This is a genomic window from Bradyrhizobium sp. 62 (genome assembly GCF_023073035.1).
Classification (GTDB): Bacteria; Pseudomonadota; Alphaproteobacteria; order Rhizobiales; family Xanthobacteraceae; genus Bradyrhizobium.
The window spans coordinates 360277-372825 of record NZ_JADPIT010000002.1 but is presented as its reverse complement, the minus strand read 5'-3'; the positions used below and the strand labels follow the sequence as shown (position 1 = coordinate 372825).

Below are 12549 nucleotides of genomic sequence, written 5' to 3'. Positions count from 1 at the left end.
GCCGCGATCCCGACGGCGGCGCCATCCGGCTGTCGCTGGCGCGGCGCGTCACCGTCAACACCATGAATGCCGGCGAGCGAACCTTCATCGACCTCTTGCCGGAGGGTTGGAAGGGGCCGCCGCCGAGCCTGCCGATGGACGTCGTCAAGGAACTCGCCGAGCGCGCGCGCGTCGCCGAACGCGCGTTACGCGCCCAGCGCGCCGCGGCGGAGAGCAAGAAGCGTCCGCAGATCCGCGTGCGCGCCTCGGTCCAGCCGACCTTCGTCCGCTTCGTGTTCGAGATGCCCGACGGCGTCGGTGTCTCCTCCGTGCTCAACGAGCAGAAGCTCACGCTCGCCTTCAACGCCAACCTCAATTTCGATCTGGCGGACGCGGTCGTCGCAGCGCCGCCGAACGTCGCCTCGATCAAGCAGAAGGCCGACATCGACCAGACCAGTGTCGAGATCGCGCTGATCGGCGATTCCGACGTGCATTCGTTCCGTGACGAGAAGAACTACGTCGTCGACATCTCCTTCCAGCCGGACAAGGGCAAGATGGCCAATTCGGCCGAGGCGGCGATCGCGCAGGCCAAGCCCGCCGCCCATGGACCGGCTCCTGCGCCTGAAAAGCCGGCGGTCGAGAAGCCGAAGGACGCACATCGCGAGATCGCGCCGCCGACATCCGAGACGATCGCGCGCGAGGCCAGGATCGACGTCAAACCCGAGGTGAAGCCGGAAGCACCCTCCGCCATGCCGCCCGCTGAAGCGCCGAAATCCCTGCCAGCTCCTGCGGTCGAAGCTGCGCACGCTGCGCAAGCGCCCAAGGAAGCGGTCAAGGAAGCGGTCAAGGAAGTTTCAAAGACGGTCGCGCCAGTTGCAGAAACTGCGGTCGCGCCCGCCAAGCCGGTCATGGCCGAAGCGCCTCAAGAGGTCGTGAAGGAAGCTGCCAAGGAACCCGTCAAGGAGCCGGCCACGGAGGCCCTCAAGGCTGCTCCAGCAGAGGCGCCCGCAGGTCCGCAGCCGAGTGGTGCCAGCGTCGATGTCCGCCGCGACAGCGACGGCCTGCGTGTGACCTTTCCGCTTCAGGTCGGAACGCCTGCGGCGGCGTTCCGCCGTGGCGATACCGTCTGGCTGGTGTTCGATACGGCGAAGCCGATCGACGTCGAGGCGATCCGCACCAAGGGCGGTGCGATGATCGGGGAAGTCGGCCGCGTCCAGCTCGAGAAGGGACAGGCGGTGCGCATCCGTCTCACCCGGCCGTTGGTCTATTCGCTGACGAGCCAGGAGGTCGGCAAGCAGACCAACTGGCTCTTGACCCTCGCCGACAAGATCCAGGCGACGCCGCTGCCGCTGATGATCTCGCGCAACATCACCGACCCGGCGCTTGCCAACATTGCGATCCCCTTCGCCAATCCGGGGCTGCTGCACAAGCTCACCGATCCCGATGCCGGCGACACGCTCTATGTCATCACCGCGCAGCGGCCGGTGCGCGGCTTCATCAAGCGGCAGGATCTCGTTGATCTCGCGCTGCTGGAATCCGCGCATGGCATCGCGATCCGGCCAAATTCCGACGAGGTCGGCGTCGAGGTCGGGGCCGACAAGGTCATCCTCGGCAAGAAGGGCGGGCTGACGCTGTCGCCGGTCGACATCTCGGCCGAGCGCGCGCCGACCGCGGTGCGGCCGGTCTTCAGCCCCGAAGGCTGGCGCAAGGGCCAGTCGGAAAATTTCATAGCGCGCCAGAACGAGCTGATCACGGCGATCTCCAACGTCGAACCGGCGATGCGTTCGCTGCCGCGGCTCGACCTTGCGCAATTCTACATGTCGCGCGCGATGTATCACGAGGCCAAGGCAGTCACCGAATTGATGCTGGCCGATCCTCTCAACAAGGAGGAAAGCGGCGCGCTGATCATGCATGCGATCGCGAGCATCCTGATCGGCCGGCCGGCGCAGGGCCTGAAGGACCTCGCCAACCCCGTGATCGGCAACAGCCACGATTCCCAGCTCTGGAAGGCTCTCGCCTATGCGCGCCAGGGCAAATGGGCGGACGCCCGCGAGAAGTTCAAGAACGTCGAATTCGCCATTGCCTCGCTGCCGCTCGACATCCAGCGCATCGTGACGATGGAGGCGATGCGCGCTTCGCTCGAGGTGAAGGACTATGCCGGCGCCTCCAAGCGCCGCAGCGAGCTCGAGGTGGTCGGCGTCTCGCCCGAGGCCGCGCCCGGCTTTGCAGTGCTGCGCGGCCGGCTCGCCGAGGCGCTCGGCCACGACAAGGACGCGCTCGACGACTACAAGTTCGCGGTCGGCTCGTCCGACCGGCCGGCTGCGGCCGAGGCCAAGCAGCTCGAGGTCGCGCTGCGGCAGAAGCGCGACGAGATCGGCAAGGAAGACGCGCTGCGCGAGCTCGAAACGCTCTCGATGACCTGGCGCGGCGACTCGATCGAGGTCAAGACGCTCCAGATGCTGTCGCAGATGTTTGCCGAGAACGGGCGCTACCGGGACGCGCTCACCGCGGCGCGTACCGCGACAAAGCTGCAGCCGAACGCGGAAGCCTCGCGCCAGGCGCAGGACCTCGCCTCCGACCTGTTCACGCAGATCTTCCTGGGGCCCAAGGGCGACGAGCTGCCGCCGATCGAAGCGCTGGGGATGTTCTACGAGTTCCGCGAGCTGACGCCGATCGGCCGCCGCGGCGACGAACTGATCCGACGCCTCTCCGACCGTCTCGCCTCGATCGACCTGCTCGATCAGGCCGCCGAGCTCCTGCAATACCAGGTCGACCACCGCCTCGAAGGCGCGGCGCGTGCACAAGTCGCCGCACGCCTGTCCATGATCTATCTCGCCAACCGCAGACCCGACATGGCGATCACGGCGTTGCGCGCGAGCCGTATCAGCGACCTCTCAGGCGAGCTCAGGCAGCAACGCCTGCTGCTGGAGGCGCGTGCCCAGAGCGACGTCGGCCGCCACGATCTCGCGCTCGACATCGTCTCCAACGTGACAGGGCGCGAAGTGCTGCGCCTACGCTCCGACATCTTCTGGGCGGCGCGGCGCTGGCGTGAATCCGCCGAGCAGATCGAGCTTTATTACGGCGAGCGCTTCCGCGACTTCAAGCCGCTCAACGCGGTGGAGAAAAGCGACATCATCCGCGCGGCCGTCGGTTATGCGCTCGCCGACGACTCGATCGGCATGTCGCGCTTCCGCGAGAAATATGCGCCGCTGATGAGCGAGAGCGCCGATCGGCTCGCGTTCGACATCGCGAGCAAACCGACCGGCGCCTCCAGCGCGGAGTTTGCCGATATCGCCAAGCTGGCTGCCAGCGTCGACACGCTCGACGGCTTCCTGCGCGAGATGAAGCAGCGCTTCCCCGACGCCACCGCGCGCGCGCCGGCCTCTCCCCAGGCCAAGGACGAATCCGACCATACCGGCTCGCTGCCCACGATCCCGGTGGTGCGGCAGATCAAGATGACGCGGTAGGATCGCTGCTCCTTCCGGGCCTCGCGACAGGTCTCGTGAGCAAGCTCTCGAAGTGACGGGCAGCGCCGAATCCTATCGCCCGGGGCGCGGGCTTAATTGAGCTTTACCCGGACCTGATAAATTGCCGAGGCCAAGGTCGAGGCAAGCACTAGCACGAGACCAAGCCCGATCATGGGATTCCTTGCGATCACCGCCGCAAGCGATACCCCCAGCGCCGCGGCCAACATCTGCCAGAAACCCAACAGGGCCGAGGCAGCACCGGCGCGATCGCCGAATGGCGAAAGAGCTTGCGCACTGCAGAGCGGATTGACCATGCCCATGCCTAGCAGGAATACGCATGCGCCGACAAGAAATGGCAAAAAGCGCCCGTCGAGAAGCGCGAATAGCAACACCATACCGCCACCGACACAGGCCAGCGCGAGGCCGATGCAAATCGATCGGTCGAGACCAAGGTGCGGAACGATTTTTGTAGCGATAATGCCAGCGCTAAAGACGACCATGACAGTGCCTGCGAAGAACAGGCCGAGTTGCATGGGTGTGAAGTCGAGGCCTTCTATCAAGACTCGCGGCAACGCCGAAAACATTGCAAACAGCGCACCTAAGATGAGGCTAACGGTTGCGGCAGGAACCAAGAAACGGCGGTCAGTCGATAGCGACCAGTAATTCTTGGCGATTGTCGAGAAATCGAACTCGGCGCGTGGCGCGTGGTGCGTTTCTCCGAAAGCCGCAAGAAATGCTGAAGCGGCGACGACGGCGAAGATTCCGACGAACACAAATGCTGAACGCCAGCCAAAAAAATGATCCAGCGCGCCACCGACCAGGGGCGAGAATCCGGGCGCCGCTGCCATCGCAACCATAACAAACGTGAGCACGCGCGCTAGCTTTTCGCCCTGAAAAAGATCTCTTGCGATAGCTCGCGAAAGGACAGACGTGGCACATGCGCCACCGGCCTGCACAACGCGACCAATCAATAGCGCCGCCAAATCATTGGCTAACGCGCACCATATGCTACCTGCGAAAAATACAGCAAACCCGATCATCACGGGTATGCGCCGGCCGAAACGATCCGACAACGGACCGACAACAAGTTGTCCGACCGCGAACATGGCGAGGAATATGGTGATAGCTGAGGTTACCTGAGCGCTGGAGACGCCTACCGCGACGGCGATGCTCGGTAGCGAAGGCAACAGAATGTTGGTGGCCAACGTGCCACTCGCAGACAACGCAGCAAGAACGGCGACCTGAAGACCAAGCGGCACGGCTCGAGCGAGCGGACGGTCTTCGACGTTGCTGGTCATAAGCCGCTTCGGATCAATGGATGATAATCATCATATCAACCACCCATTGAATGCGCAACCTGAGCATAGTCCGGTATGTCACGAACCGCCGAACGCGCTCACGGTGGCAGGCTTCCCCCTTTGCGCTGGTAAGCTGAAGTGTACGCCTACAAGCCTTGGGTCAGAGAGGATGGGGGCGGTGACCGCTCCCCGGGCCCGCTACCCCCCGTAACTCTGCACCAGGCTCCCTGCCACCAGCGACCAGCCGTCGACGAGCACGAAGAAGATCAGCTTGAACGGCAGCGAGATGGTTGCCGGCGGCAGCATCATCATGCCCATCGACATCAGCACGGAGGCGACGACGAGATCGATGATCAGGAACGGAAGGAACAGCAGAAAACCGATCTCGAAGGCGCGCTTCAGCTCCGAGATCATGAAGGCGGGGACGAGGATGCGTAAGCCGAGCTCGTCGGGAGTGGCGGGCGGCGGCTCGCCGGAGAGATCCAGGAACAGCTTGAGGTCCTTCTCGCGCACGTTCTTCTGCATGAAGCCGCGCAGAGGGACGGAGGCGCGCTGAAGCGCGTCCTCAACGCCGAGCTGATTGGCGACCAGCGGACGGATGCCTTCGTCGTAGGATTTTTGCAGGACGGGTCCCATCACGAAGAAGGTGAGAAACATCGCCAGCGCGATGATCACCGAGTTCGGCGGGGCGGTCGCGGTGCCCATCGCGGTGCGCAGCAGCGACAGCACGACCACGATGCGCGTGAACGAGGTCATCATGATCAGGATCGACGGGGCGATCGACAGCACGGTGAGCAGCGCGATCAGCTGGATCGCGCGTTCGGTGACGCCGCCACCGCCAGCGCCTCCGCCGCCGAGATTGATGCTGATGTCCTGCGCATGCGCCGGCATCGCGAGCGAAGCCGCGCCGATCAGGACAGAAAGAAAAAAAACTCTACGCGGGAGGGCCGGCAGCCTCACGAAGACGGCTTCGGACGGCCGAGCAACGAGGCCATCTCGTCTTCGAGATTTTCAAAGCTGGTCTTTTCCGGGGCCGGCTTTGCGGGAGGGGCCGGCGGTGCCGGCGGCTCGCTGCGGGCCACACGCGGGGGAGCGGTCGGGGGCTCCGGCGCGACCGGAGGGGCAAGCGTCTCGCCGGCGGGGCGGCGCAGCGCAGCTTCGAGCCGCTGCGCCATCTCGGCGAGATTCTGCTCGGCGCTCGATGGCGCCGCGGGAGCGGGCGCCGGCGGCGGAACGGGCGGAGCCTGCGGCACAGGCGGAGGAGGCGCGGCGACGCGCTCGGCGCGCACCGGAGGCGCCTTCACCGGCTCGCTCTGGCGCGGCGGACGCGGCATCAGAGGGGGTTCGTTGCGCGCAACGCGCGGCGGAACAGGTTCGGGACGCAGCTCGCGCTCAGGGCGCGGCGCGATCGGCTCGGAGGTGAAGCCGCCCAATGGCGGCTCGTTGCGGCGTTCGGCCATCGCGGGAGCCGGCCGGCGCACTTCGTCGGCGAAGGAGGGGCGCGTGGGTCGCGGTGGCGGCTCGGGCATGTGCGGCTCGGGATGATCGAGCAGTTCGGGCCGCGGTGCTTCGTCGGCCCAGCTGCTGCTATCATGCATCGGCGCAAGACGCGGCGGCTCGGCCGCGTTGGGGCGCTGCGGGAGCTGGTCGCGGCCGGGCGCCGCGCGCACGATGTTGGGTTCGACGACGATGTCGGTGGGGCCGCCGATCATCAGAAGATGCTCGACATTGTCACGCCGGACCAGCACCAGGCGGCGGCGGCCGTCGACCGCGGCGGCATCGATCACGGCGAGCCGGGGCATCCGGCCGCGCTGGGTGTTGGCGCCGAGCCGGCTGGTGGCGAATCGGCGAACCAGCCATGCAGCGACGCCGATCAACGCCAGAACGACGATGAACGCGCCGATGAAGGTGATAGGGCTGCCTTGCATACTTGTCCCCGACAAATGGCGCTTGTCTCGGGCCCGTGGTCAGATGCGCCAACCACCGGCTTACGTTGCCCCAAACTGCGATTTCTTAACGTCCCACGGCAAGTTTTGCCGTCCCCAACTCTTAATAACCCATGAATCGCTCGATCCAAAACGACTTCTTGGCCTGTGCACGCGCCGCCAAGCGGTTGGGTTAATGCCGCTTTTGGAGGCGTAGAATCACGGGGCATGCGCATTCGTGTCCCGGCGGGGGACAAACTGCCTGCGACCTCCTTAACCAGCTGTTAACCATACAGGCGGCAAATTCTGCCTAGCTTCGGACCACGGGTCCTGCGAGGCGGAAGGAGCCGCAACGATGTCCATCAACGATCTTCCGGTGCTATCGGCGCTTCGCACCAAGATGCAATGGCACCAGGAGCGCCAGCGCGTCCTGTCCGAGAACGTCTCCAATTCAGACACGCCCAAATTCCGGCCGCGCGACTTGGTCGAGCCGAAGCTGGACAAGGCTGGCGCCGTCACGGGTTCGATGGGCCCCTTGGCGCTTACCCGCACCAGCGGTTCCCACATGGCGCCGTCAGGCGCGGCCTCCGGATTCGACCAGAACAAGAATGCGGGTTTTGAGACCCGCCCCGCGGGCAACGCCGTCAATCTCGAAGAGGAGATGATGAAGGCCGCCAGCAACCAGATGGATTATGCGGCGGCGACCTCGCTCTATTCGAAGAGCCTGCACCTGCTCAAGACCGCGATCGGCAAAGGCTAGAGCTAGAGGAAGCGCATCATGGCGAATGACAGCAGCGACTTTGCCCGCTCGATGGCGATCGCGACCTCCGGTCTGCGGGCGCAGGCCGGGCGCATGCGGGTGATCTCAGAGAACATCGCAAATGCGGATTCGACCTCGCAGAGCGCCGGCGGCGATCCTTACCGGCGCAAGGTGCCGACCTTCTCCTCCGCGCTCGACCGCACACTCGACGCGCAGGTCGTCACCCTCGGCAGGATCAAGCCCGACCAGTCCAATTTCCGCACCAAATACGAGCCGAACAATCCGGCGGCGGATGCGACCGGCAACGTCAAATATCCCAACGTGAACTCGGTGGTCGAGATGACCGACATGCGCGACGCGCAGCGGTCGTACGAAGCCAATCTCAACATCATCAGTGCGACGCGCCGGATGATCCAGCGCACCCTCGACATCCTCAAGAGCTGAACAGGACATTTGAACCATGGCAACACCGACAATTGCCGCCAACGCCTATGCAAACCTTGCCCGCGTGCTGGAGAACAGCGGCGCCAGCAAGGGCAGCGAGCCGAGCGGGCAGTCCTTCGCCTCTCTTCTGAAAGACACCGTCGGCAGCGTCCTGGAGTCCGGCCGCAAATCCGATGCGCAGACGGTGGCGATGGCCGCCGGCAAGGCCAATGTGATGGACGTGGTGACGGCGGTCGCAGATACCGACGTCGCCGTGTCCACGCTGGTCTCGGTCCGCGACCGCGTGATCGCGGCCTATGAAGACATCATGAAGATGCCGATCTGATTTTGGCGCTCGCGCCCCCCCACTCGTCATTGCGAGCGCAGCGAAGCAATCCGGAGTCTTTCCGAAGCGGGATTCTGGATTGCTTCGCTACGCTCGCAATGACGGGGGATAGACCTTCGCATCGCTCACAAGAGCGGTGGGAGGCGAGGAATAAGGCAAAGGAACTGCGAAATGACCGGACCGGAAACCCTCGACGTCGCGCGTGATGCGATCTGGACCATCGTGATCGTGTCATCGCCCCTGATGGTGGTCGGGCTCGTGGTCGGCGTCGTCGTGTCGCTGTTCCAGGCGCTGACGCAGATCCAGGAGCAGACGCTGATCTACGTGCCGAAGATCCTGGCCATCTTTGCCACAATGCTGTTGGCCTTGCCGTTCATGGCCGACGCGCTGCATTCCCACATGTTGCGGATATCGTCGCGAATCATCGGCGGCTGAGGCACTATGCGCCCGTCATGCGCATCGACGTCTCGCTGCTGCCGGCGCTTGCCGCCTCCTTCATGCTCGCCTTTGCCCGGGTCGGCGCGATGGTGATGCTGTTGCCGGGCCTGGGCGAGACCAATATCCCGACACGGATCAAACTGTCGATCGCGCTGCTGCTCACGCTGATTATCCTGCCGCTGCATCGCAACGCCTATCAGGTCGACATGGGCTCGATCGCGCCGCTGCTGGTCCTGATGCTGCATGAGATCGTCATCGGCATCGTGCTGGGGGCGACCGCGCGGGTGACGTTGTCGGCGCTGCAGGTTGCCGGCGCCGTGATCGCACAGCAGATGGGGCTCGGCTTCGTCACGTCGGTCGATCCGACGCAGGGACAGCAGGGCGTGCTCGTCGGCAACTTCCTGACAATACTGGGGGTGACGCTGCTATTCGCCACCGACAGTCATCACCTGGTGATCGCGGCACTGAACGATAGCTACACGATCTTCGCGCCGGGCGAGACCGTGTCGAGCGGCGATGTCGCCGCGCTGGCGACGCGCGCCTTCGCCGCCGCGTTCCGCCTGGGCTTGCAACTCTCCGGCCCATTCCTGGTGTTCGGCCTCGTCTTCAACATCGGGCTCGGCGTACTGGCGCGGCTGATGCCGCAGATGCAGGTCTATTTCGTCGGCGTGCCGCTCTCGATCTTCGCCGGCTTCCTGGTGCTCGCCGTCGTGCTCACGGCGATGATGGGCACCTATCTCGACTATTTCATCGGTGTCATGCACCAGATGATGCCACTCAAGTGATCGGGTGATCGATGGCGGAAGACAACGATCCAGAGAGTCAAACAGAAGACCCGACGCAAAAACGTCTCGAAGAGGCGCTCGAACGCGGTGACGTCGCCAAGAGCCAGGAGATCAACACCTGGTTCATGATCGCGGGCGCCACGCTCGTGGTCTCGAGCTTCTCGGGATCGGTCGGCAGCGGACTGTTGGCGCCGATGCGCAACCTGCTCGCCAATTCCTGGATGATCAAGACCGACGGCAGGGCTCTGCTTGCCCTGATGCAGCAGATCGAAGTCGCGGTGCTCGCGGCGGTGGGCGTGCCGCTGCTGATGCTGGTACTCGCGGCAATTGCCGGCAACGTGCTGCAGCACCGACTGGTCTGGTCGGCCGAATCCCTCAAGCCCAAGTTCAGCAAGCTGTCGCCTGCCGAAGGCCTCAAGCGCATCTTCGGCAAGCAAGCGGCGGCGAACTTCCTCAAGGGTCTCGGCAAGCTGATCGTGCTCGGCGCAGTCATGACCGTGATCCTGTGGCCGGAGCGGCATCGCATGGAGGCGATGGTCAGGCTCGATCCGGCCGCCCTGCTCGGTGCCTCCACCAGCCTGACCATTCACCTGCTCGGCGCGGTGGTCGCGGCGCTCGCCATCATTGCCATCGGCGACTATTTCTTCCAGTATCGCAGCTGGTTCCAGCGGCAGAAGATGTCGCTCCAGGAGATCAAGGAAGAGTACAAGCAGTCCGAAGGCGACCCACACATCAAGGGCAAGCTGAGGCAGCTGCGCCAGCAGCGCTCCAAGAAGCGCATGATGGCGGCGGTTCCCAAGGCTTCCGTGATCATCACCAATCCGACCCACTATTCGATCGCGCTGTCCTACGAGCGCGGCATGTCGGCGCCGATCTGCGTCGCCAAGGGCGTCGACAACCTCGCTTTCAAGATCCGGGAGATCGCGCGCGAGCACGACATCCCGATCGTCGAGAACGTGCCGCTCGCCCGCGCGCTCTACGCCACCGTCGAGATCGACGAGGAAATCCCGACCGAGCACTACCATGCGGTCGCCGAAGTCATCGGCTACGTCATGCGTCTGAAGAGCGGATTCGGTGCCAGCCGGCAATAAAACCCCTGAAAAGTACTGGAAATGGCCGTAATCTGGGAATCAGCGTACCTTTCGCCCCTGCTGCCCTTGCGCCTGCGGGTCCGATTCAGGCAGGGAGGACCCTGCGCGCCCTGTAGCGCGTTGATTCTCTGCCGACAGGCTGTGCCAGCTTGAAATGACTGCCGAGACCGACCACGACCTCACACGCGAGCCCGTTGCGGCGCACGAGCCGTCGCCGCGCTCGGGCAGCATTGCCCTGGTGCTGCTGGTGGCCGCCGGGCTCGTCGCCGTTGCCGTCGGGCTGATGACGCTCGGGCGCGCGCAGGCCCAACCCTATATCCTCGGCATTCTCGCCGTGCTGGCGATGGTCGGCCTGTTCAACCTGTTCGCCTTCGCCGCCGGCATCATCCGCTTCGTCGATCGCAATCTCGACGATCCCGTGATGGGCCGCATCGCCGATCACGCCTTCGATGGCCTCGCCGTGACCGACCCGCGCGGCCATGTGGTCTATTCCAATGCGGCCTATCTGACGCTGACCGGCGCCGCCGGCCCACAGGACGTGCGTCCCGTGGAGCGCGTCTTCATCGGCAACCCCGACGTCTCCGAAGCGGTGTTCCGCCTGTTGAAAGCCGCGCGCGAAGGCAAGCGGCAGCAGGAAGAGGTGCGCATCTCCGGCCATGACGGCAGCCAGGGCCGCTGGCTGCGCATGCGGGTGCGGCCCCTCGGCACCGGCAAGCGCGAGACGAGATACGCGGTGTGGTCGATCGCCGACATCACCCGCGACCGCGAGCGCCAGGAGGACGTGTTCCAGGAACTCCAGCACGCGATCGAATATCTCGATCACGCGCCTTGCGGTTTCTTCTCGGTCAATCCGGCCGGCGAGCTCGCTTACGTCAACGCGACGCTGGCGAACTGGCTCGACTACGACCTTGCCGAGATCGGCTCGGGCGGGCTGAAGCTCACCGACATCGTCTCCGGCGACGGCGCTTCGCTTCTGACCGCGATCGTGGCGGTCCCGGGCGAGGTCAAGACGGAAGTCTTCGACATCGACCTGCGCATGCGTACCGGCAAGACCATGCCGGTGCGGCTCTATCATAAGCTCGCCTTCGGCGCCGACGGTGCGCCAGGCCCGTCGCGCACGCTGGTGATCAGCCGCGCCCGTGACGAGCGCAGCGATCCGGACCGCGCCGCCGAAGTGCGCTTCATGCGCTTCTTCGACCATACGCCGATGGCGATCGCCACCGTCGACCGCGGCGGCAACGTCGTGCGCGCCAATGCGCGCTACGCCAAGCTCGGGCAGGCGCTGGGGCTCGACAGCGCCAGCAAGTCGATCTTCCGCGCGGTCAATTCGCGCGACCGTCATTTGCTGATCGCGGCCATCAACCAGGCCGCCGAGAATCAGGCCGACATCGCGCCGGTCGAGGTCGCGCTGGAAGGCTCCAAGGAGCGCTGGGGCCAGTTCTTCGTCACGCCGGTCGACGGGGGTGAGAACGATGCGGAAGCCGCCATCGTGCACATGCTCGAGACCACCGAGCGGCGCGCGCTGGAGAACCAGATCAACCAGTCGCAGAAGATGGAGACTGTCGGCCAGCTCGCCGGCGGCATCGCCCACGACTTCAACAACGTGCTCTCCGCCATCATGATGGCGAACGACTTCCTGCTGAACGCGCACAAGCCGACTGATCCGTCGTTCCAGGACATCATGCAGATCAAGCAGAACGCGACGCGGGCCGCCACGCTGGTGCGGCAGTTGCTGGCGTTCTCGCGGCGGCAGACGCTGCGGCCGCAGGTGCTCGACCTCGGCGATGCGCTCTCCGACCTCGCCATGCTGCTGCGCCGCCTGATCGGCGAGAAGGTCAAGCACGAGACCATCCACGGCCGCGATCTCTGGCCGGTCAAGGTCGACGTCTCCCAGTTCGAGCAGGTCATCGTCAATCTCGCGGTCAACGCGCGCGACGCCATGCCCGACGGCGGCAAGCTGATCATCCGCACCGCCAACGTCACCGCCGAGGAGGCGGCCAGGTTGGCCTACAAGGGCATGCCGGCCGCGGACTACGT

The 12549-nt window shown here is 65.0% G+C and carries 11 protein-coding genes; 8 read left to right on the top strand and 3 right to left on the bottom strand.

Annotation, left to right across the window (positions count from 1 at the left end; all coding sequences use genetic code 11):
• The coding region (locus IVB47_RS01940; RefSeq protein ID WP_247459511.1) for a tetratricopeptide repeat protein at nucleotides 1-3446 on the top strand (3446 nt) is incomplete at its 5' end.
• 92 nt (nucleotides 3447-3538) lie between these two features.
• On the opposite strand, the gene IVB47_RS01935 is transcribed toward IVB47_RS01940, so the two are convergent.
• From IVB47_RS01935 to IVB47_RS01925, 3 genes are all read right to left on the bottom strand, one after another.
• A complete protein-coding gene (locus tag IVB47_RS01935) occupies nucleotides 3539-4744 on the bottom strand; it encodes a multidrug effflux MFS transporter (protein WP_247459509.1) in 1206 nt (401 codons plus the stop codon).
• 198 nt (nucleotides 4745-4942) lie between these two features.
• On the bottom strand, nucleotides 4943-5704 hold the full coding sequence (fliP, locus tag IVB47_RS01930) for a flagellar type III secretion system pore protein FliP (protein ID WP_007612290.1): 762 nt from the start codon (nucleotides 5702-5704) through the stop codon (nucleotides 4943-4945).
• Nucleotides 5701-6672, bottom strand: coding sequence for a flagellar biosynthetic protein FliO (locus tag IVB47_RS01925; protein WP_247459507.1), 972 nt, complete (start codon nucleotides 6670-6672; stop codon nucleotides 5701-5703). Before IVB47_RS01925 ends, fliP begins: the two co-directional genes overlap by 4 nt.
• 352 nt (nucleotides 6673-7024) lie before the next feature.
• Here IVB47_RS01925 and flgB point away from each other — a divergent pair, with 352 nt between their 5' ends.
• The 7 genes from flgB to IVB47_RS01890 form a co-directional block, all read left to right on the top strand.
• Nucleotides 7025-7429: a flagellar basal body rod protein FlgB gene (gene flgB, locus IVB47_RS01920; protein ID WP_027518914.1), complete on the top strand. Its 405-nt coding sequence runs from the start codon at nucleotides 7025-7027 to the stop codon at nucleotides 7427-7429.
• 18 nt (nucleotides 7430-7447) lie between these two features.
• Nucleotides 7448-7873: a flagellar basal body rod protein FlgC gene (flgC, locus tag IVB47_RS01915; RefSeq protein ID WP_027567607.1), complete on the top strand. Its 426-nt coding sequence runs from the start codon at nucleotides 7448-7450 to the stop codon at nucleotides 7871-7873.
• Between the two features lie 16 nt (nucleotides 7874-7889).
• Nucleotides 7890-8198, top strand: coding sequence for a flagellar hook-basal body complex protein FliE (gene fliE, locus IVB47_RS01910; protein WP_247459505.1), 309 nt, complete (start codon nucleotides 7890-7892; stop codon nucleotides 8196-8198).
• Nucleotides 8199-8369: 171 nt separating this feature from the next.
• Nucleotides 8370-8633: a flagellar biosynthesis protein FliQ gene (gene fliQ / locus IVB47_RS01905; RefSeq protein WP_007612284.1), complete on the top strand. Its 264-nt coding sequence runs from the start codon at nucleotides 8370-8372 to the stop codon at nucleotides 8631-8633.
• Between the two features lie 17 nt (nucleotides 8634-8650).
• Nucleotides 8651-9421, top strand: coding sequence for a flagellar biosynthetic protein FliR (fliR, locus tag IVB47_RS01900; protein ID WP_007602155.1), 771 nt, complete (start codon nucleotides 8651-8653; stop codon nucleotides 9419-9421).
• A gap of 11 nt (nucleotides 9422-9432) precedes the next feature.
• Nucleotides 9433-10512 (top strand): flagellar biosynthesis protein FlhB, encoded by a 1080-nt coding sequence (gene flhB, locus IVB47_RS01895; RefSeq protein WP_018456412.1) that lies wholly within the window; start codon nucleotides 9433-9435, stop codon nucleotides 10510-10512.
• Nucleotides 10513-10666: 154 nt separating this feature from the next.
• On the top strand, nucleotides 10667-12549 hold a 1883-nt coding region (locus tag IVB47_RS01890; RefSeq protein ID WP_247459503.1), incomplete at its 3' end, for a PAS domain-containing protein.